This is a genomic window from Nostoc sp. DedSLP03, assembly GCF_034530815.1.
Classification (GTDB): domain Bacteria; phylum Cyanobacteriota; class Cyanobacteriia; order Cyanobacteriales; family Nostocaceae; genus Nostoc.
In genome coordinates, this window is record NZ_JAVRCK010000065.1 from 32,029 (window position 1) to 50,412 (window position 18,384).

25 protein-coding genes are annotated in these 18,384 nt (G+C 40.7%); 3 read left to right on the forward strand and 22 right to left on the reverse strand.

Annotated elements, in window-relative coordinates:
* Positions 1 to 18 precede the first annotated feature (18 nt).
* A complete protein-coding gene (locus RM368_RS26100; RefSeq protein WP_322696729.1) occupies positions 19 to 402 on the reverse strand; it encodes a hypothetical protein in 384 nt (127 codons plus the stop codon).
* A gap of 436 nt (positions 403 to 838) precedes the next feature.
* On the opposite strand from RM368_RS26100, the gene RM368_RS26105 reads away from it, so the two are divergent.
* The 3 genes from RM368_RS26105 to RM368_RS26115 all read left to right on the forward strand — a co-directional run bounded on the left by RM368_RS26105 (position 839) and on the right by RM368_RS26115 (position 4,444).
* On the forward strand, positions 839 to 1,786 hold the full coding sequence (locus RM368_RS26105) for an RpoD/SigA family RNA polymerase sigma factor (protein WP_322696730.1): 948 nt from the start codon (positions 839 to 841) through the stop codon (positions 1,784 to 1,786).
* Between the two features lie 157 nt (positions 1,787 to 1,943).
* A complete protein-coding gene (locus RM368_RS26110; RefSeq protein ID WP_322696731.1) occupies positions 1,944 to 2,195 on the forward strand; it encodes a hypothetical protein in 252 nt (83 codons plus the stop codon).
* Positions 2,196 to 2,266: 71 nt separating this feature from the next.
* Positions 2,267 to 4,444, forward strand: a complete 2,178-nt coding sequence (locus RM368_RS26115) for an SEC-C metal-binding domain-containing protein (RefSeq protein ID WP_322696732.1) — start codon at positions 2,267 to 2,269, stop codon at positions 4,442 to 4,444.
* A gap of 272 nt (positions 4,445 to 4,716) precedes the next feature.
* On the opposite strand, the gene RM368_RS26120 is transcribed toward RM368_RS26115, so the two are convergent.
* The 21 genes from RM368_RS26120 to RM368_RS26220 all read right to left on the reverse strand — a co-directional run bounded on the left by RM368_RS26120 (position 4,717) and on the right by RM368_RS26220 (position 18,312).
* Complete coding sequence (locus RM368_RS26120; protein ID WP_322696733.1) at positions 4,717 to 5,358, reverse strand: type I restriction endonuclease subunit R; 642 nt, start codon at positions 5,356 to 5,358, stop codon at positions 4,717 to 4,719.
* Positions 5,359 to 5,969: 611 nt separating this feature from the next.
* A complete protein-coding gene (locus RM368_RS26125; protein WP_322696734.1) occupies positions 5,970 to 7,793 on the reverse strand; it encodes a hypothetical protein in 1,824 nt (607 codons plus the stop codon).
* 11 nt (positions 7,794 to 7,804) lie between these two features.
* A complete protein-coding gene (locus RM368_RS26130; protein WP_322696735.1) occupies positions 7,805 to 8,521 on the reverse strand; it encodes a hypothetical protein in 717 nt (238 codons plus the stop codon).
* Between the two features lie 3 nt (positions 8,522 to 8,524).
* Positions 8,525 to 8,935: a hypothetical protein gene (locus RM368_RS26135; RefSeq protein ID WP_322696736.1), complete on the reverse strand. Its 411-nt coding sequence runs from the start codon at positions 8,933 to 8,935 to the stop codon at positions 8,525 to 8,527.
* 163 nt (positions 8,936 to 9,098) lie between these two features.
* On the reverse strand, positions 9,099 to 9,809 hold the full coding sequence (locus RM368_RS26140; RefSeq protein ID WP_322696737.1) for a hypothetical protein: 711 nt from the start codon (positions 9,807 to 9,809) through the stop codon (positions 9,099 to 9,101).
* Positions 9,799 to 10,218, reverse strand: coding sequence for a hypothetical protein (locus RM368_RS26145; protein WP_322696738.1), 420 nt, complete (start codon positions 10,216 to 10,218; stop codon positions 9,799 to 9,801). The genes RM368_RS26140 and RM368_RS26145 overlap by 11 nt, the downstream gene beginning before the upstream one ends.
* Positions 10,219 to 10,441: 223 nt before the next feature.
* The gene (locus RM368_RS26150) at positions 10,442 to 10,687 is read right to left on the reverse strand and encodes a hypothetical protein (RefSeq protein WP_322696739.1); all 246 of its coding nucleotides are present in this window, start codon (positions 10,685 to 10,687) and stop codon (positions 10,442 to 10,444) included.
* 133 nt (positions 10,688 to 10,820) lie between these two features.
* Positions 10,821 to 11,099 (reverse strand): hypothetical protein, encoded by a 279-nt coding sequence (locus RM368_RS26155; RefSeq protein ID WP_322696740.1) that lies wholly within the window; start codon positions 11,097 to 11,099, stop codon positions 10,821 to 10,823.
* Entirely contained in the window at positions 11,096 to 11,482 is a 387-nt protein-coding gene (locus RM368_RS26160) for a hypothetical protein (RefSeq protein WP_322696741.1), read from the reverse strand. The genes RM368_RS26155 and RM368_RS26160 overlap by 4 nt, the downstream gene beginning before the upstream one ends.
* Positions 11,483 to 11,484: 2 nt before the next feature.
* A complete protein-coding gene (locus RM368_RS26165) occupies positions 11,485 to 11,646 on the reverse strand; it encodes a hypothetical protein (protein WP_190937372.1) in 162 nt (53 codons plus the stop codon).
* Positions 11,630 to 11,905 carry a hypothetical protein gene (locus tag RM368_RS26170; protein WP_322696742.1) on the reverse strand — a complete coding sequence of 92 codons (276 nt, stop codon included), beginning with the start codon at positions 11,903 to 11,905 and terminating at the stop codon, positions 11,630 to 11,632. The genes RM368_RS26165 and RM368_RS26170 overlap by 17 nt, the downstream gene beginning before the upstream one ends.
* Complete coding sequence (locus tag RM368_RS26175) at positions 11,877 to 12,089, reverse strand: hypothetical protein (RefSeq protein ID WP_322696743.1); 213 nt, start codon at positions 12,087 to 12,089, stop codon at positions 11,877 to 11,879. Before RM368_RS26175 ends, RM368_RS26170 begins: the two co-directional genes overlap by 29 nt.
* A 53-nt stretch (positions 12,090 to 12,142) precedes the next feature.
* Positions 12,143 to 12,448, reverse strand: coding sequence for a hypothetical protein (locus RM368_RS26180; protein WP_322696744.1), 306 nt, complete (start codon positions 12,446 to 12,448; stop codon positions 12,143 to 12,145).
* A 283-nt stretch (positions 12,449 to 12,731) separates the two neighbouring features.
* Complete coding sequence (locus RM368_RS26185; RefSeq protein WP_322696745.1) at positions 12,732 to 13,292, reverse strand: WGR domain-containing protein; 561 nt, start codon at positions 13,290 to 13,292, stop codon at positions 12,732 to 12,734.
* Positions 13,293 to 13,457: 165 nt separating this feature from the next.
* Positions 13,458 to 15,080 (reverse strand): AAA family ATPase, encoded by a 1,623-nt coding sequence (locus RM368_RS26190; RefSeq protein ID WP_322696746.1) that lies wholly within the window; start codon positions 15,078 to 15,080, stop codon positions 13,458 to 13,460.
* A gap of 94 nt (positions 15,081 to 15,174) precedes the next feature.
* Entirely contained in the window at positions 15,175 to 15,378 is a 204-nt protein-coding gene (locus tag RM368_RS26195; protein WP_322696747.1) for a DUF2997 domain-containing protein, read from the reverse strand.
* A gap of 3 nt (positions 15,379 to 15,381) precedes the next feature.
* Positions 15,382 to 15,831 carry a DUF1257 domain-containing protein gene (locus RM368_RS26200; protein ID WP_322696748.1) on the reverse strand — a complete coding sequence of 150 codons (450 nt, stop codon included), beginning with the start codon at positions 15,829 to 15,831 and terminating at the stop codon, positions 15,382 to 15,384.
* 111 nt (positions 15,832 to 15,942) lie between these two features.
* Complete coding sequence (locus RM368_RS26205; RefSeq protein ID WP_322696749.1) at positions 15,943 to 17,016, reverse strand: hypothetical protein; 1,074 nt, start codon at positions 17,014 to 17,016, stop codon at positions 15,943 to 15,945.
* A 168-nt stretch (positions 17,017 to 17,184) separates the two neighbouring features.
* Positions 17,185 to 17,454, reverse strand: coding sequence for a hypothetical protein (locus RM368_RS26210; protein ID WP_322696750.1), 270 nt, complete (start codon positions 17,452 to 17,454; stop codon positions 17,185 to 17,187).
* 119 nt (positions 17,455 to 17,573) lie between these two features.
* Positions 17,574 to 17,846 (reverse strand): hypothetical protein, encoded by a 273-nt coding sequence (locus RM368_RS26215; RefSeq protein ID WP_322696751.1) that lies wholly within the window; start codon positions 17,844 to 17,846, stop codon positions 17,574 to 17,576.
* Positions 17,847 to 17,943: 97 nt separating this feature from the next.
* Positions 17,944 to 18,312, reverse strand: a complete 369-nt coding sequence (locus RM368_RS26220; protein WP_322696752.1) for a hypothetical protein — start codon at positions 18,310 to 18,312, stop codon at positions 17,944 to 17,946.
* Between the last annotated feature and the right edge of the window lie 72 nt (positions 18,313 to 18,384).

Here is an 18,384-nt window from a genome sequence, read left to right on the forward strand (position 1 = left end):
CGAGAATTAAAAAGCGAATTAGCCAGCTTTACGCGGTCTACCTGGCTTGCGTTTGCCTGAAGAATTTACATCAGCCTTTTTAGTTTTCGGTGAATTGTTGGCATAATTGTTAGCTTTATTTGAACGAGTAGTACGTTTTGGTTGTGGTGAAACTTCTTTAACTGGAGGCAGTAATCTTAATACAGGGAATGAGATAATAACTGCTTCGTTACTGGTACAATGAACAACTTCATCCTCTAACATCCAAGGATCTGGCAATTTTTCAAAAGTCTGAACTTGTTGTGGTGTGATTATTTCTGATACTGATGGAATTGTAGAAGCCGCTATATTTAGATTGCCAATCGAAACCACATTACTAGCATAAGCAGCCGATACAAATAGTCCATTAATGAACTGGAACATAACAAGAGTAACGAATGCCCAAAAGATAGCTACTATTGTCAAAGTGAGCAGAGATTGCATATCCATGATTATTTATCAACTAAGTATTTGTAATTTTCAATTGATTTACGCAAAGCGTCTTTGAGCCTTGTCCAAATATGAAGCGAATTTGAACGTCTCCTCTCTTCAAGAGAGGAATTCACTCTAAATTTAGCGTAGCGTCTCTCTGATTTAATTTAGTCAAACTTCTCTGTTGCTTTAAAGCTTAATTGTCAAATAAAACAGCTTTTAGTATTTACCTATTTTTAGATTTCAAGTATTATATTTATAAACTTGCTTTCCAAAGATAAAAATTGGGTTAAGTCTATAGTTAAGATTTAATTTGCTAGCTAATTCTTGAAATAAAAATTTCTATTCAAACGAAAAATAAAAGTAGTCGTCACAACTAATTGAAAGTATGCCTAGCCCAACTACCGATTTAGTTCGCTCCTACCTTAAAGAAATCGGACGCTACCCTCTGCTAACTCCTGAGCAAGAAATTACAAATGCAAGGGCGTTGCAGCAGATGATGGTGATTGAAGAACATCGTTCAAGCCTTGCACTTCAATTAAACCGCCAACCAACTGCAAGAGAATTAGCTACCTCGCTTGGGCAAACCGAAGCTGAAGTACAGTCAATCGTTCAACAAGGTCAAAAAGCTAAACATAAAATGGTGACAGCAAACCTGCGGCTAGTGGTTTCTATTGCTAAGAAATACCAGAACCACAATTTAGAATTCCTCGATTTAATTCAGGAAGGTACACTCGGTTTGCAAAAAGGGGTAGAGAAGTTCGATCCTAACAAAGGCTACAAACTATCAACCTATGCTTACTGGTGGATTCGTCAGGAAATCACACGTGCAATTGCAGAAAAATCTCGTACTATTCGATTGCCAACTCATCTAACCGAAAGACTTAATAAAATTAAAAAAGTACAGCGAGAAAGCTTTCAAAAGCTTGGTCGCCATGCTACTGTCACCGAAATTGCTGAAGAATTAAATTTAAAGCCTAACCAGGTTCGAGAATATCTCAGTGTCTCAAAGCAGCCAGTTTCTCTGGATTTGCGTGTGGGAGACAATCAAGACACTGAGCTATTGGATATCTTACCTGATGAGAGTATTTCCTCAGACGAACGGCTCACCAAGGAACTGTTGCGCCTTGATTTAAATAATCTGCTGGCATCCCTACCCCCTATACAACGAGAAATACTAACTCTACGTTTTGGGTTAGAGAATGATCATCAACTGAGCTTAACTCAAGTTGGCGATCGCTTAAACTTGAGTCGAGAACGAATCCGTCAGCTTGAGCATAAAGCGCTCTCTATTCTTCGCCGTCAAAAAAGTGATATTTTGGAGTATCTTAATTAATTAGATTGATTTCCCGCTCTAGTATCATCGCGGACGTAAAGGTAATATTTCCCCAGGGCAATTATCCTTGTTTTAATCATGAAGATGATGCTCTGGCTATACTATTAGTCAAAAACAAGAAACTATATTTATAAATAGCAACTTAAAAAACTGATCAATGTCCAGCAAAACAATCGATGTCCGAGAGTACACTGTCAGAGCGCACAAGCGGGAAATTCACACTCGCGTTTTCAACTTCGTATGTAAGCAGTGCGAACAGCCCACACAACGAGAAACCTTTGGTGTGCGACCACTCTACTGTGAAACATGCCGTCCGCCACAAGCACCCAAGCAATCGAAAGTAGTCCCTCTCAAGAAGAGAAAACCCAGAGTTATGGCTTACGAGAGTGGTAAAGACATAGCCGGATGATTTTTTGTCTCAAGGGTGAATGAAGCAGTGCGGTTAGGCACTCAAAAATTATAGTATTGGAGCAAGCATTTGTGAGAGAGGCAGTCAGAAAAGAATCTGAGATTTTTTCGGAGTTAGCTGAAATATGTGCTTCTCCAGGATACGTTCATGCAATTGCTAGTCTTTGCTATCAGAACGACATAATTGGATATGCTGATACATTAACTCCAGAGGATATGCTTCAGCAGTTATCGAGGGATATTTTGGTGAGGACTGAAATATCAACTCTTGTAGGACTTGCTTGCAAAAAACAACTAAATATAGACTTGCCATCGCCTGAAGTAATCCGAAGATACATTGACAAGACTGATTCTTTGCTGAAAGAAATTCATCAGTCTATGATGCCGCCAATGGAATACATATTTAATCCAAATAAAATTGGGGATCAGAATTTCAATCCATTTAGAGATGGCTTAGTCTTGAGAGAGGCGATTTTTTACGGTGGAGAAAGTGCATATGATTTTCAATACAGAGACCTTTCAAAGATAAAATATGAAAAAGATAATAATTGGTTTTTGACAAATAAAGGATTTTCTATTCAGCAAGTTATAGATGTGATGACATCAATAAAATCGCTGCGGAACGATAAAGCTAATAACGTAGTGCGAAAGCTTTTTAATAAAGATCCTAGCGAATGGACTGTCCTTTCAGTATATAAGTTTACGGCTAAAGAAATTAGTGATATCTCAAATATTGAAATTGATACTGTAAAACTGGTCATCGAGTCATTTGTATCATCTATTAACATGGATGAATTCAACTCTTTAGATGATTTTAATCCTAAAAATGCTTATCCAATTATTCAGCTTCCAGAGGATGAATATTTATTATTTCAAATTTATAGTTTAGTGCAGGCATTATATGAAACACCGTTTTTCTGGTTTAATGATGATAAAGCCTATAAAAATATTGCGAACCAGCATAGAGGTCAATTTACTGAAAACTTTTCTGCTGAGAGATTGAAACTTGTATTTGGCGAGAAGCGCGTATTTTCAAACATTGATATCTACAATTCTAAAGAGCAGGCTGGTGAAATTGATGTATTGGTCGTTTTCGCCGACAGAGCAATAATTCTACAGGCGAAGTCAAAGAAGCTGACTATTCCTTCACGTAAAGGTAACGATAACAGCTTACAGTCTGATTTTAAGAAAGCTATTCAGGAGGCTTACGATCAAGCTTATTTGTGCGCCACACTATTAAACGATAAAAAATATAAGCTTGTTGATAAGAGTGGAAAAGAGCTAAATATTAATCGAGAGTATAAAGAAATTTATCCTTTTTGTGTGATTTCTGAGCATTATCCAGCTCTCTCGTTCCAAGCAAGGCAGTTTTTAGAATTCCAGGAAACTAAAAATATAAAACCTCCATTTGTAATGGATGTTTTTTTGCTTGATGTAATGACAGAAATGTTGCAGTCGCCCTTACATTTCTTGAGTTATGTAAATAAGCGGATATCTTACGGTGACAAAATTCTCTCTACTCATGAGTTAACCATCCTTTCTTATCATCTGAAACAGAATTTGTGGATAGATAATAAGTATGCAATGATGCAAATTGGGGATGATATATGTGTTGATCTTGATCTTGCGATGCTAACAAGACGAGATGGCGCTCCAGGTTCAGATACTCCAGAGGGAATTTTAACAAAATACAAAGGGACGGTATTCGATCAAATAATAAGAGATATAGATAAGCTTGAGCATTCTGCAATAATTAGTCTTGGATTTACATTGCTCTCGATGAGCAGCGATGCCATTGAGATGATAAACAATGGTATCGCTGAATTAATTAAGCGAGGCAGAAAGGATGGCCAGCACCATGATTTAACTCTTGAAATAAGCGAGGGGGGATTAGGTTTGACTATCCATTGTAACGATGATCATAAATCTATATCCGGACCTCGTTTAGAAAGTCACTGTGAACGAAGAAAGTACACACACAAAGCAAGCTCATGGTTTGGAATTTGTATTGGGCAAAAAGTTCCGAGGCTAAGATTTGGCGTAAATAAAGAATACGACTGGGTTCAGTCTAATGAAATGGATGAATTAGTGCAAGATTTGCCCAAACCCCAAAACCTTAAAGGAAATAATAAGATTAATTTTGCCCCTGAACCTAGACAATCGAAGAAAATAGGGCGCAATGAAAAATGCCCATGCGGGAGCGGAAAAAAATACAAGAAGTGCTGCCTGAAACAAGAGTGGAGAATGTGAGTTTGCCTAACATGTCACGGCAGGGGACGGACGAAAGCTCTCTGTGCTGAGTTCGAGGCTATCTGCCTCTGCTGCGTTAGATCGTTATACCTAACCGATAAGCCCGTTAATGCTGACTGTTTCTGGTCAAGATTTTTCCATCAAAAATGATTTACTTCGTTGATAAGTTCCGAGAAGTTATTGGCGATTCCTTTAAGAATGTGTCCCGCCGCAAAGACCAATAATTATTAAGCGATCGCCTAAAAATCACGACTCACAGTAATAGCGATCGCCTAACTCCTCAAATCGCCAATATAAGCCCCAATTTGTTTAAGTCCTTGCAAAACTTGGATACGTTCTGATGTATTTTCAAGTAACCGATAAGTATGGGATCTAGTATATTGAGGGATATTTTGGTGGCGATCACATTTCAAAAACAATACTTCTCTTCCGTTTGTAACCATTCCATAACAACTTGACTGTAAGTTGGGAGCGCTCAATAAATAAGTAAGTGCTTGGGGAATTCCCGCCGTAACGTCTAGTCTTGCAGGCTTTGACTCGATTACCAAAATCCAAAAACTATCTTGAATCACCAAAATATCAATCCTGCCTTGAACTGCAATAGCATTAGCTTCATCTGCAACTTCGATATTGGTACTTACTTCTGCTTTTACCAAAAAAGGAAACTGATAGAAACCTGCTAAATCTAGCAATGGTGATATAACTACAAGCTTAACAATTTCTTCGAGAGGTGGTTCTTCTTGACTAAGATAGGTATAGTTTCGAGTGAGGCGATCTAGTCCTTGTAGTTCCGTTTCGGTTAGAGTCGGCGCATTATTTAACCATTCATCAAAAAAGCGATCGCTAGAGTCGAGTTTCAAGCCAAAAGTTTGACGGAGAGCGCCAAGGGTCAGGCTACTAGCATTTGTAATCACGGTTAAATTCTTGTAGTAATTACATGAAGTTTAAAAGTCTAGACATTTGATCTAGCCTCCAATACCTAATATACGATATATTAAGAGCAAAAGAGAGATAGCCTAAAAATCACGACTCACAGTAATAGCGATCGCCTTTGAAAGAGAGATTGTTGAGGCGAACGCCTAAAAATCACGACTCACAGGAATAGTGATCACAATGCATTACTCCCCTGAGTCGCAGATATTGTAGAGTTTGTTAATGTAACGCATCCAAACTTTACTTAATGCTAATTGTTTGTGCGTTACTCTCCGCTAGGACACTCGACAAAGTTGCTTTTTGCCAATAAAACTCTATTCAGGGATATTATCCTGCAAAAATCTTGTTATTACACTTAGTTGGTTGTTTTATCTAACAGTTTATGTAACGTTTATCTTTTATAAGTATTTATACTTTAATCTGCAAGATAATACATAGTTATGCGGCATAATGTTCAATGCTGATGCTTCGGGTATTGAATCCCCCCCAAAGACTACATATAGTAGTTTTCCTAGAGCGATATCCACATATAGTGTATTTTCTCATTTTTTTGGATACTATTTGGATATATTCTTTATCCTGATGTAAATCCTCAGTTTTGATTATTCCAAGCATTGAACTTATATTTAATTGGAGAATTTTGGAGTAATTTTTCAATTCCTTTTCGGATCAGCTCTGGTGGAACTCCGTCTAATTTCAATTCGCTTTGAATAAACTCATCAATTGAACTGGCTTTCGTTTTCTCCAAAAGCGCCAACATCTGTTGAGCTTGGGTTGTTGGTGTGGTTGATGAGTTAGTTTCAGCTTGAGAGGTTTGCTTATTACTTGGTGCAGAGTCAATAAAGTTTTTGGTATCCCGGTCATAACCAGAAAAATTCTTTAACAGAGGCATTGGTATCCATTCATTGATGCCGCCGTAATAAACTGCTCGACCGACTGGTGATTGTGCAGCAACCTCCATTACTTGGGTTGAGGTAATCTTGCGATCGCTGGGGATGAGTTGAGTGGCAATCATGGCATTGTAAGCTGGGACGTTATCAGGATGAACCAACGCTACAGACGTTAACTGCGATCGCAGTCCGCCAGAAATGCCCAAGTCGTCCGTGTGAGGGTTCTGCACGACAATCCAGAAATGCCAACCGGAACTATCACCGCAAGAACAGTAAGAGATGATTTTGTCTTTGAGCCAACCAATCTCACCCTTGGTATTTTTAAATTTGGAACAAACAGCCGTACCTTCATCTAAAATAATCAGCTTGGAGCCAGAGATATTTTGAAATTCGGTAAAGCATTCTTTGACCCATTTAACGGCTTCGACCGGGGACATTTCTAGGATTTTAGCCCGTTTAAAAGTATCAACACGACCTTTGAAATAACCGGTTTCTTTCTCGTCACCTTTGGGGTCAATATAAAAGATGTGTATGCCAGGATGCAGTCGCTTAATAGCATCGATTGCATTGCTAATGGTGATGCCCTTGCCAGAACCAGGGACACCAACCCACAGCATATTGGTAACTTTCTTAGCAATATGCCCAATTAGGTCATACTGCGCTTGGGGTTTAGTGGTGTAGGTGGAGATATCGGTATTGACTGGAGAGGGAAAAGCAGGGGGGTAGGGAGCAGGGGGCAGAGGGGAAAGATTCTCTCCCATGCACCCCGCACCCTGCTCCTTGTCCTCTTCAACCCTTGCTCCCACTGAAGGATTTGGTAATTGAGCAAATCGAGCTTGTGGGATACCAAGATTTTGCGGTTGTATCGCCTCTTGAATAACTGTTACTTGTTGGTAGTTAACTCGCGGGTCAATTGTCACTTGCGCTAAATGCCCAGACAATTGCTCACGGGTGGGAAACTGCCCACGTAGCTGAATAAACCAATCAAGTAACCAACGGTAAGCGTAAAATCTTTTTCCTGGCTCAACGGCGCTCAAGTATTCACACACCACATGAGATGATTGCTTGAGCATGGCAAACTCATACTTAGACATTGGCTCCAGATGCAGCATCAAGTCAGCAATTTCATTTTGGTTAGCGAAATATTCAGCCCGTGCCACACTATCACCCATCGCAGAAAGGAAAGCAAAGAAGTCACCACGAATAAAAGGGATGGGTGCAAATTGATGGGTATCGTTTAAATCCTGCACAATCGACCAAAGATAACCAACCCCTGAAACAACTGCACCGATTGGAGCAAGAGGGGATGTAGCATAACAAACTGCACCAGTTGCTGCTGTGGCCAGTGTGATAAACTTCGCCAGATTCATCCCGTTACGCTCATCTTTGGCGCGGACTAATAACTGATCTTGACGCTCTTGTAACCAAGAGGCGGTATTCCCAGCTTCCAAATACTCAATGCTGGGGTAATCGTCACGTAAAAGTGCCGTTTCTTTAGTTCCTAGCATTGGTATTTGTTGCTGCATGTGAATTCCTCTTACTTAGTTAATTTCCAAATGCTGTAACCAATCTCGCCTGCCATCATTGAAACTACGTTGTAAGCAAAGCAAGCCAAGATCACACCAGGATTCGTGTAGCGGAAAGGATTACGACCAACGAAGGTAGTAGTCAGATCCAAAACCCAGAAAAATAGTGCGATCGCTCCACCTGTATGACGTTCTTTCATGCCAGCAGCTTTATAATCGCCCCACAATGCCACTGTCAGGTCGATATTCCCATTCGGTTTACTGCCGAGTGTGTATTGTTTTGATTCCTCAAACTCGTTCTTGGCCTGTTGTGGGTCTTTACCACGCAATGTGCGAGCTTCCATCACCTGAACAAGTGCAGAGATACCGAAGCTAATCCAAAACAAGGGATTAAATAGGAGTTGTAGCCAACCAAACCAGCCAATCCATTCAGTTTCAAACCAGGGAAAAATCGGTTTTCCCTGGAATAAAACTTGCCAGATGCTATCAGTAGAAAGGAGTGTACCAATCCAGAAACCAATTGCACCAACGAGCTTATATCCTGGTGTGCCTGGGGTAACAAATTGGGCAATGATATGTGAGATAAAGATGACTGGCAGTGAGATTAATGCCACAATCCACCGAGCTAATAATTCTAGGTAGTCACTCCCTGCTTTTTTCGGCTCTCCTTGTGGAGATGGTTCTGGTTTTGGTTGTGAATTAGATTTGTTTGGAGTGAGATATTTCATAAATCAATTGACCGAATCTTTAAATAGCGGCGAATTCTTACAAGCATTTTTGAATTGATATTTCCATTTCCATTGCCTCTGTTCAATGCGCCCAACACATAAACCAGTTGAGTCATACACAAAAACTGTCTCATCTTCTAAATAACCTGTAGTGTCAGGTCTAGGGTTACGTTTTTTGGAGTCTAAATAGTTCCTGATTCGTAACTTACTGAATGAGGACGTAACTCCAAGAGAGTTAATTTTGTCGGCGGTCACTGCCCTTTGCTCGGCTTTAATGCGTTCTAGTTCTTCAGACTCACGAATAGTTATGCCGTGAGAGTAAGTTTTGAATTGGGCTGGCAGTTGTGATAACCAAGGACTTGCGATTAACCCCATGCCCAATAATCCCAACATCGCTTGCTTCTGGTATTTCATTGCCACTCGGCTGCCAGATTTTACGGTTGTTGCTGGTCGATAGTTTGTGTTGTCTGGGGTGGCGGTGCATTAATAACGCGAATGTAAACAGACAGCCCAATACAAACTATCAGAAAAATAATTGAGAATCCGAAAAGATTCTGCTCGAAAAACTTGCGCCATTTTAAGCTGGAGACTGAAATTTCTGGCTCAACAAAGAGCGTGTCAAATTTTTCAGATCCTGAATCGTCGCAGGTTGTTTCGACTTTTTTTCTGGTGTCGGCATTCCTAATTCCTCTAAAAATGCTTTCGGGTCAAAACCAACAGTTGCAGCAGTAGTGAGGGTTTGAACTTGTTGCTTAATCTCATCCCCAGTTTTTAACCCGTACTCTTGGGTAATTTGTTGCCTGATTGAGGGATTTTTGGCCAACTGATAAATAAACGCTATTTCATCAAAGCCCTGCTCTGTCCGTCGCTGTAATGAACGAGCATCAAGTTCACTCGTGATCTCATCAAACAATTCTTGCTCAAACTCATGAACTGCCACTGCTTGAGCAACAGTCTTACCTGCCACAATATCCAAGAACGCTTTAAAAGTTTCCCGACTGACTCCAACAAGATGCAATTGTTCACTCACATTTTCTATGCCAGCCGTTTGTATATTCGCCAAATTGCTCTCACCTCCTAACATCTTCGATTTTTCGAGGGTTGCTTGCGCTAAATTAAACAACTTCTCCAAGCGATCGCTGATATCCACGGGAAATTCTTGAGCGTTCGGATCAACTGCTGGATCTGACTGAGCCAGTTGTTCTAACCCAGCAATAATTTGCTCTGGGCTGTAGCTAGCACTCAATAATTCAAATAATTCTGCACGGGTGAATTTGCTATCCGACATGATGGGTTTCTCCTAAACTGTGTGATGTAAATCCCAGTTGCTCTTGTTCAAACTGGGCGCGGGTGTACTCGACTTTATTTGCTTCAACAATTGCTTCAACAAGAGCTTTTTTATCAATCCCTTGAGTGATATCTCCAAACAATTCACCAATCTTTCCTACCACCCACACTTGATAAGATGTGATCGGTGCAGCACGGAGATTTTTCTCTTGGGCTAATGCCTGCATCCTTAGAAGTATTAATCTATACTCTGGAATCAAAGAAGCGACTTTTGCCCATCGTTCTAATGTCCGGGGACAAATACCTAAAATCTTCACAGCTTTGGCTTTTGACATTGGTAAAACTAATGGATTTACCCCTGATTGGCTTTGTTTTTGATTAAAAAGTTGTTTTCTCCATCCTGATTCCATGAACTTAGTCAAATCCGTATCAATAGCCTCAAAAAGATAGTCAATATCCGTAGCATCTAAATGTCAATATGGATATCAATATGGATGTCCATGTGGATATCAATGACCAGTGTCTATTGACTGTCTATTGACCTTGCTCTTTTATAATAAAAAACCGCGCCAAGCGGTTCAAGCTACTAAGTTGACAACTTTGTTGACAACTTAGAAATTTTCAGTGGGATATTTACCAAGCTCCTTCGGAGCGAGAACTCTTACCTTCTTTCAACCATTTATTATGATGTATTGCGGCTAAAGCTTTTACTCTCGAAGATGGTTGACGATGAGTTCTAGACGATTTTTTGCAGGCATAAGCTGTCATTGTTCTGGCTCTAATATTTAAATATCCTGATGCCTCTTCAAAACTTAATCCCCAAATTTCACAAAAAACTAATGGGTCAAGTTCTTTGATTTCTTCAGTTTGTGCGTTCATACTTTAGCTCAAAAGTTAAGTTTTGGGGTAACTGCCATTTCTGGCAGAAGCGATCGCCTCTTTGTCCGGCGGCGATCGCTTGAATTTATGCAAGGCTCTTTTATATGAACTGGGCAAATGATTTCCCCTATGGTCATTTTGAAGCCTGACTTTGTTTAACCAACACTGAACGTAGGTACTGCCGACAAGCTGCTTCTCCCCGATAAATCAGAATCCGCAGCGCCTGTACTTCCTGCATTGGAGAAACACAGATTTCAGCGATGGCACTAATCAAGTTCTGTTGCTTCTGCACATAATCCTGATGCTGCTGCTCTAACACAGCAATCTTGGAGTTTAGCTGTTGTATCTGCCGTAATGCTTGAGTCAGGGACGATTCTTTATTTTGAGAGCGATTGTCTAAGGTTAACGTCATGTTATTGCTCCTTCTTTAGATAGTTGAAAGCCTTGCCAATCGGGGCATTTCACGCCCTCAATGCCTTCGGGATGAACAGAACAAATTAAAGGGGAGCCGTTGTAAGAGATCCCGTGATAGTATTTGCAACCTATACAACTGGTGGGTCTATTTAAAGGCTTGCCCTGAGCAAAGTCGAAGGGTCGAGGTCGGCGCAACATAACTTGGTCAATTTCATTTTGACCAGTAATTCGGTCAACCATGAATGCTGTGATCCCAGTCCCGGCTATTGCTCCACTAATAACGTACATGATATTTCTGCCGAGATATTGAGTGCCGAAATATCCACAAATAATTGTTGCTGCTGCTGCACTAATACAAGAGAGAAAAACTGGTCGTTTCATATTTATTGCTGTTTTTTGGGTGGTTCGTGCTTAGATAACAGAGCGGCAAAATCATAAATCGTTACTGTTGGTTTTGGTTCCGGTTTTGGTTCCGGCTCCGATTTTGACTCTATTACCAGTTCTGGGCTACCCAAACCGACTGCATTTTTAATTTCCTGCTCCATATTTAGGTTCTCCTTGTTGATTAATTTGCTCCACCTGATCAATTGCATCCACTATTTCTCCTAAAATATTGAACGCATCATTTAGCACCACATTTTTTGATGTAGAGAAATACTGCGAAGACTGAATTTTACGATAATCTCGACTACTCCCCACAAGGCGCAACGTATATTGACAGCCTTGTAAGATACTCCGAATCTCTGATGTAGTTAACTTGATTTCCATTGGTGTTTTAACCTTCAAAAACTGAATCGATTTCACCGTTATCAATAGCATTTTTGGCGTGACGAACAGCTTGGGTATGATTATCAAATGTTTGAGTCGTAGGAGTAGCCCAAGCTGTTTTTAGCAGTCCTGTTTTTCCCACATGAACATCTACAGTGCCATCTGATGATTCGGTAGTCTCAATTTTGTAGCCGCCATGTTTAGTTTTGTACTCTTTCATTGTCCGTTTCTCTCTCTAAAATTTATCCCGTTGAATACTGAAACTTGCTCCGACTAGAGAACTGCCCAAGAAGGCGGAAAACTCACTAGCATTGCACCCAGGCAAATATTTTTCTGCTGCTGCCAACCAGAGATGATTATGTTGGGATTAGCATTGGACTCGATTACTTCTAGCCCCCAACACCCCATTGCTCCAACTCCAGAGAATCCAGTAATCATTAGAGAGATAATTGCAGTTGTTTCTATGGTGCGGTCGATAAATACTTTGGGGTTGAATATTTTTCGAGTCCGGCGTAGAACTAATTTATTACGAGTATTTGAAGGCAAAGATGATTGATGAGTTACTTTCTGGATTTTCACTTTGCATCCTCCAATTCAATAAAAAACCCTGCACCAGTATTCTTAATCTTTACTTTTCTTTGATTGACCAACATTTGAATCACACTAAGACTGAAGTTGATATGACACAATCGAGCGCTACCACCACAACGACGAAGGTATTGTATGCATAATGAGGAATTGTCAGTAGGAGTGGAATGAGTGGATTTTCTCGGCATAATGTTCTTTCTTTGATAATGTGAGTAAGTATTTAGGCAGAAAAATTAAGAACATAACTAGTTAAAACTAGTCATGTTCTTTGTATTTACAAATGTCGCCAGAAGTTCTTACTGATAGTCTTGAGACTGACTACCTTGGGTTCTGCTGTCGCTTCAGGGGCATGATCAACAGCCACCGCAACAGCTTGTGGCGCAGGAGTCGTTAACAAAGAATTAAGCAATCCCATTTGATAATCAACATCTTCTACTGAGCGATATACCCTGTATGGTTCAATTTGCATACCCAAAGGTGTTGGGACAATTTTTAGATATTGATTTAGTGCATTGATATAAGCAACTGAAAAATTTCTCTGCTCTACATAAGGACGAATAATCTCTAGTAATTCAATCGCTCTGTTGATTTCAGAAACTTCACAATTACTGTCGATTTGTGACTGACTTCTTCTATAGCCTTTCATCATCTTTTCGGCTACCAGATTGTTGAATTTGCTAACTGCTCTTTGATGATTGGCTAAGGTGTGGACTTTGGTTTGCGCTTTATAACCGACTCTGCCCCATTGCACTCTTAAGTTACTATCTTCGACAACGGCCGACCAGAACTTATTGCTGTTCTGCATAGCATCAACAAAGACTAAATAGATTTCCATATTTTTAACCCAATCAACTCGCTAACTTTTGGGAATTGCCCCATCGGATTTGGTGTTGTAGTGCTTCAAGTAAGGTTTCAGCCTCCAGAGTTATTAGCCCATTCAGAACAGAGCAGACATCATACAAATCCTGGGGAATAGAATCAGGAGACAATCGCTTTCTTATCAGTTCATATTCCGAAACTTAGCAGTACGCAAAGAGTGAGTTTTCGCCGCAACCACAGGACTACTAGCCCGTCGTGCGGTAGATGCCCATGCCTGCATACGCTCAACTGCCGCAGCATCAGTAACAGCAAGCGGGGTAATGGTTTGACGGCAGGTTTCCAGATCAGCAAGCGTTACCTGCTGTGGTCTACCCTCATCAAATGCCAGAAGTGCCGCTTCTGAAGCAAGGGTTTCCAGTTCTGCGCCTGAAAACTTTGCAGTGTTGGCAGCGATCGCTTCTAAATACTCGTCTTCAACCGCAATCCCAAAGCGTTGTAGATGAATGCTCAAGATTTGCACTCGTTCTGGCTCCGTGGGAAGATCAACAAAGAAAGCCTCATCAAAGCGTCCCTTCCTCTTTAATTCAGTTGGCAGTGCAGAAGGGTCATTGCAGGTTGCCACAATGAATACACCACTTGTACACTCGCTCATGAAAGTTAGAATATTGCCGAGAATCCTTTGAGAAACGCCACTTGTGTCACCACTGCCAGAAAGAGCTTTTTCCACTTCGTCCATAAATAAAATACATGGAGCAATTGCTTCGGCTGTTTTCAAGGCACGTCTAACATTGCCCTCTGATTCGCCAACTAAAGAACCAAGAAGAGATGCAATATCTAGCTGGAGTAGCGGTAGATTTAGGATATGAGCGATGTTCTTAGCAAGTAATGTTTTTCCAGTACCGGGAGGTCCCGCAAGCAACACACCTTTTGGTTGAGGCAAGGAAAGCTCACGCGCCTCTTGCGTGAATAGCCGCCGCCGCCGATTGAGCCACTCACGCAACAAATCCAATCCTCCCAAAGAGATGCTAGCAGGCTTGCCCAATTCAATACCCATTTGAGACAATAGCCGAGTTTTATACTCGACTGCTTGGGGTATGAAATGACTATCAATTAAAATCCCATCTGATGTTAGGTTGTGTTTGACAGTTAACCGCAGGAAGTCGCTAATCTCCTCCAGGGTTAATCCCAAAGCAGCGCGAGAAAGAGATTCAATTTCACTTTTATTAAGGGAAATAGTGAAAGTCAATTCCTGTTCAATAGCAGACTGTTGTAAGTCATGCAAATAAGAATTGATATGAAGTAGTATTTGCTCAACTCCCGGTAGAGGAATTTCACAATAAGGGATTAAGCGTACAAGTGACTCATGTAATTGAATGTTTTGACCTAGCAGCACAATGCGTTTATCAGTCGGCTTGAGGCGATGGTAGAGATTTTTTACCTTGCTAACAACCTCCCAAAAGAATGTTGGCGAATTCTTCCCAATAAACGAGTGAATATCACCTAAGATAAAAACTCCATCACTACTAAAATTTGCAATATAATCAAACACGTATAACAATGGATCAGCCTGTGGTGGTTTCTTATACTCTGGCACTGGCTTAAACACCAGTCCCCCATCTGCTGCAATTAAACATTGTTCTAAGGTTGATACCCCCAGATTCCAGAAGAATACTGGACTTGATAGCTTATTGTTAGCTTCAGTAGTTAACCACTGAATAATTGTCGCTTCATCAGGAGACAGCACATCAACCGCAGCAATGGGTATTTGTGAATCTAATGTAGAGAGCAGATTTGAGAGTTTCATGGCAGATTTCAAATAACTTCAATTAGTTTTGGCGAAGCCATTGTGACAAAATCAGTAGTCAGTTTTAAGCAATAACTGACTACTGACTGATTAATTACTGGCGCTGGTATTGTTGATGATTTGCTACTATCCGTTGTGTTTGAGCTTCCGGCTTAAATTCACGTTCGCCCTCCACAATCCCCAATGCCTCTTCAAATGGTTGGGTCGCCTCTAAACAAGACAATCCCTCAAATCCAAGAGCTTCTACTTGAACTTTACCTGTAGCCAAGTCAAAATGAATCAAAACTGAACGTTCCATAATTTATCTCCGTGCAAATTGTTTAACTTCTTGATGTCCGGCAAAGGTTAGGCGTAGGGTCTGCACGCTCCCGTTGGTTTCTTCAGCGATCGCACATTCACCAAACCTTTCTTGTAACTCGGCGGCTTTAGCGCGAACCATCCGTTGTCCATAAGCCAGCATTAGTTTATTGCTGAAAAAGTCTTTGCCCAGCTTCGGAACTGTTTCATAACTGTCGTGTATTATATCGTACACACCGCTTGAATGATTCCACTTGAATCCGATGTCTGCACGGGCTTTTATGGTGCGACCGGATACGATGATTTCAGCACTTTGTCCTTGAGAGCCACCGTAGTATCCTTTTAGTGGCTGTGCTGTTTGGTGAACTTGTGGTGATAGGTTTAGATCCGTGAGGGCTTGTACTAAACATTCACGGTTAGTAAGTTTGGTTTTAACGGTTGAGAAGTGTGACATGAGAATTTTGCCTCTATAGTAGAAGTGCGGTATTCTTTTGAAACGTATATATGCATTTCTCGTTTAAGGTACTTAGTCTTGGACGAATGCACCCTCGCCCAAGACTGTTTTTTACCTGAACTTAAATGACATAACGGTAGCTTTCGATAAGCCCACATCAGAGCTTGCAAGCTGTTGGAGATTGCGCTGTTCATCTAATAGCTTGGCGCGAATCTCTTGCATCTTTTGCTGCAATTGAGTACGCCCCTCACTACCAAGATTCTTCGACTCAATCGCCGGATCATTAACAATCGAATCAATGTGCGCCATCATTTGTTGCAGACTGCTACCGGCTTCTGAGTCAGCGTTTGCCAGTAGCACTTGAACCTTCATTAAATGGCGTTCCATTTTCTTTTTAAACTGTACGGGCTTCCGTCCTGGCTCCCAATCGGCTAGTTCAGAGAGAAGCTGCGCGGCGAGTTGTTCACCGCCAGCTAAAGCAGATTCCCGCAGCCTTTGCTCCAGATTTTGGTCATACTGTTGTATGAAGCGAGTGATTTGGTCTAAACATTCGGCTTGTTGCTGATTGAGTTGTTCGGATAGGGCAGGGATAATTACCGGACGACCAATGATTACCTGCAAATAATCTTCTAAGTCAGTCAAAGTAGGGAAAGCCATTATTAAGTTGGCTTTGACTGACTCTTGCTTATCTAAAGATAATTCCCAAGTGTTAAGCGAGAGGAATTGGTCAATTCGCTCTTGATAATCAAGCAACCCAGCTTCATAATCAGCTTTTAATTGATTGCGTAAACCAGGGGCAATATTATCTCTAATATTAAGCAGTTGACTCCAGACGAGGGGAGCCAAATCAATCGGACAAACCCAATCACCAGTATCCGCAGACATCCATTCTTGAACCGAAGCAATCTCTTGCCTCAGTTGGGCAGCAGCTTCATCTAGCTTTTTGAATACTTTGATTCCGCGTAATCCGACTTCGGAATTAGTAACTTTAACGAGGTCTGATTCGATTTCAGATACTTCAGCTTTTAGCACATCAGCCCATTTAGGAGCAGCAGACTTTGTACTTTTCTTTAGCTGGATACGAAAGCGAATGCGGGTTTTATTTAATTGTGAGAAATTGTGACGTTCGACTACTGCATCAGTCAGGAAATTTGCAACAATAGGGTTGTCAATTGCTTGTACCATGATTATTGACCTCAATCATTATTTTTCACTTTCGATTAAGCGAAGCTTTCTTTGTGGTGATTTCTCAAGAGAGCGAATGTCTGTAGTAGCTCTATAGATTACTTTTTTAGAGCTATTTTGTAGGCGAATATGTCTTTTAATGACTGGTGGTTTATGTATGGATATGGCTTAAAATAGTTGAAGTTGCTGTGAATTATTCTGTACCACAGGCTTTTGATAAACCATGCCTTCGACCTCATAACAGCGAGTCATAAGTTTGTTTCGATTTAGTCGAAAGCTGGCTTTTTTTCTTTGATTTGGCAGAGGTGAAAACAGATATTGTGGATGTTGGATAGTACCTGCATCGCCCAAGTATCGACAATGTGTACCGTTGATTTGGTAAACTTTTGATGAGCTTAACAGTGTCGCGTCGTACACTTTAATCAAATTTGTTTCCATCTGATTAGCATTGAAGTAGAGTGTGCGATAATCTTTTGTGGAATCGATTTTTCTCTACAGTCAACTTTAATCAGTTTGACTGTAGAGTTTTTCACGTATAATGTAATTTTTCGATTCTTTCAAAGATAGAAATGCTCGAAAATCAGGTTTAATTTTTCCTTCTCTACATCTGACAGAGTGTTAAAATCAAACTCCTCTGAGTCCCAAACTTTATCAAGACTTGTAGACTCATCAACGATATTTGCAATCAAATAAGATTCGTCGTTGTAATCCCAACCGTTAACCAAAAGCCACGGCAGAACTCCTTTAGATTGCAATAGTTTCTCAATATCAAACGAGTCAGAAAACTGTTGCAAGTTTTCAATACTGGGCTGAACAATTGTTATAGTCATCTTTGATTATTTGTGAATAGGTAAACAGCACATATTAGCTGTAGACAAAGCTTGAGCAACTTCTAATTACGGTTGCCCAAGCCCTGTTGACAACGAGTTAAAATGCCATTTCATTCGCAGCTTTCGTAACAGACATTGCCTGTTTACTGATTTCTCGCCAGTCTACTTGCTCGTTGTAGGATGCCATTACTAATTCCGACCCTACCCATACCCGACAGAACAGCACACTTTCATCAGTTGTTCCTGGCTGTGGCTGTAGCGTAATTGGAGAATACAACTGTTCTGGGGTAAGAGTTGCGATCGCCGCAAGTATGCACTTTGAGAAATGCGTATCGTAGCCTGATTCTAAGATATACGTCCGGTCTGCTTGCATAGTTATTAGCAACTTGCAGGTTTCTTTTTTGCGGCGTTCTGTATTCTCAAACCGCAGTTCTTTAAGATATCCAGTTAAAGCAGTTTGAGGCACATCACTCGGTTCACCATTTAGCCCTCTTCTGTCACTTTCCGGGTATTCTAAATAAAAGGACTAAAAGAAAAA

Bases quoted from the DNA above. Each gene is read 5' to 3' on its own strand.
- RM368_RS26100 (WP_322696729.1), bottom strand. From the start codon at position 402: ATGTTCCAGTTCATTAATGGACTATTTGTATCGGCTGCTTATGCTAGT.
- RM368_RS26105 (WP_322696730.1), top strand. From the start codon at position 839: ATGCCTAGCCCAACTACCGATTTAGTTCGCTCCTACCTTAAAGAAATC.
- RM368_RS26110 (WP_322696731.1), top strand. From the start codon at position 1,944: ATGTCCAGCAAAACAATCGATGTCCGAGAGTACACTGTCAGAGCGCAC.
- RM368_RS26125 (WP_322696734.1), bottom strand. From the start codon at position 7,793: ATGCAGCAACAAATACCAATGCTAGGAACTAAAGAAACGGCACTTTTA.
- RM368_RS26130 (WP_322696735.1), bottom strand. From the start codon at position 8,521: ATGAAATATCTCACTCCAAACAAATCTAATTCACAACCAAAACCAGAA.
- RM368_RS26135 (WP_322696736.1), bottom strand. From the start codon at position 8,935: ATGAAATACCAGAAGCAAGCGATGTTGGGATTATTGGGCATGGGGTTA.
- RM368_RS26140 (WP_322696737.1), bottom strand. From the start codon at position 9,809: ATGTCGGATAGCAAATTCACCCGTGCAGAATTATTTGAATTATTGAGT.
- RM368_RS26145 (WP_322696738.1), bottom strand. From the start codon at position 10,218: ATGGAATCAGGATGGAGAAAACAACTTTTTAATCAAAAACAAAGCCAA.
- RM368_RS26150 (WP_322696739.1), bottom strand. From the start codon at position 10,687: ATGAACGCACAAACTGAAGAAATCAAAGAACTTGACCCATTAGTTTTT.
- RM368_RS26155 (WP_322696740.1), bottom strand. From the start codon at position 11,099: ATGACGTTAACCTTAGACAATCGCTCTCAAAATAAAGAATCGTCCCTG.
- RM368_RS26160 (WP_322696741.1), bottom strand. From the start codon at position 11,482: ATGAAACGACCAGTTTTTCTCTCTTGTATTAGTGCAGCAGCAGCAACA.
- RM368_RS26165 (WP_190937372.1), bottom strand. From the start codon at position 11,646: ATGGAGCAGGAAATTAAAAATGCAGTCGGTTTGGGTAGCCCAGAACTG.
- RM368_RS26175 (WP_322696743.1), bottom strand. From the start codon at position 12,089: ATGAAAGAGTACAAAACTAAACATGGCGGCTACAAAATTGAGACTACC.
- RM368_RS26185 (WP_322696745.1), bottom strand. From the start codon at position 13,292: ATGGAAATCTATTTAGTCTTTGTTGATGCTATGCAGAACAGCAATAAG.
- RM368_RS26190 (WP_322696746.1), bottom strand. From the start codon at position 15,080: ATGAAACTCTCAAATCTGCTCTCTACATTAGATTCACAAATACCCATT.
- RM368_RS26195 (WP_322696747.1), bottom strand. From the start codon at position 15,378: ATGGAACGTTCAGTTTTGATTCATTTTGACTTGGCTACAGGTAAAGTT.
- RM368_RS26200 (WP_322696748.1), bottom strand. From the start codon at position 15,831: ATGTCACACTTCTCAACCGTTAAAACCAAACTTACTAACCGTGAATGT.
- RM368_RS26205 (WP_322696749.1), bottom strand. From the start codon at position 17,016: ATGGTACAAGCAATTGACAACCCTATTGTTGCAAATTTCCTGACTGAT.
- RM368_RS26210 (WP_322696750.1), bottom strand. From the start codon at position 17,454: ATGGAAACAAATTTGATTAAAGTGTACGACGCGACACTGTTAAGCTCA.
- RM368_RS26215 (WP_322696751.1), bottom strand. From the start codon at position 17,846: ATGACTATAACAATTGTTCAGCCCAGTATTGAAAACTTGCAACAGTTT.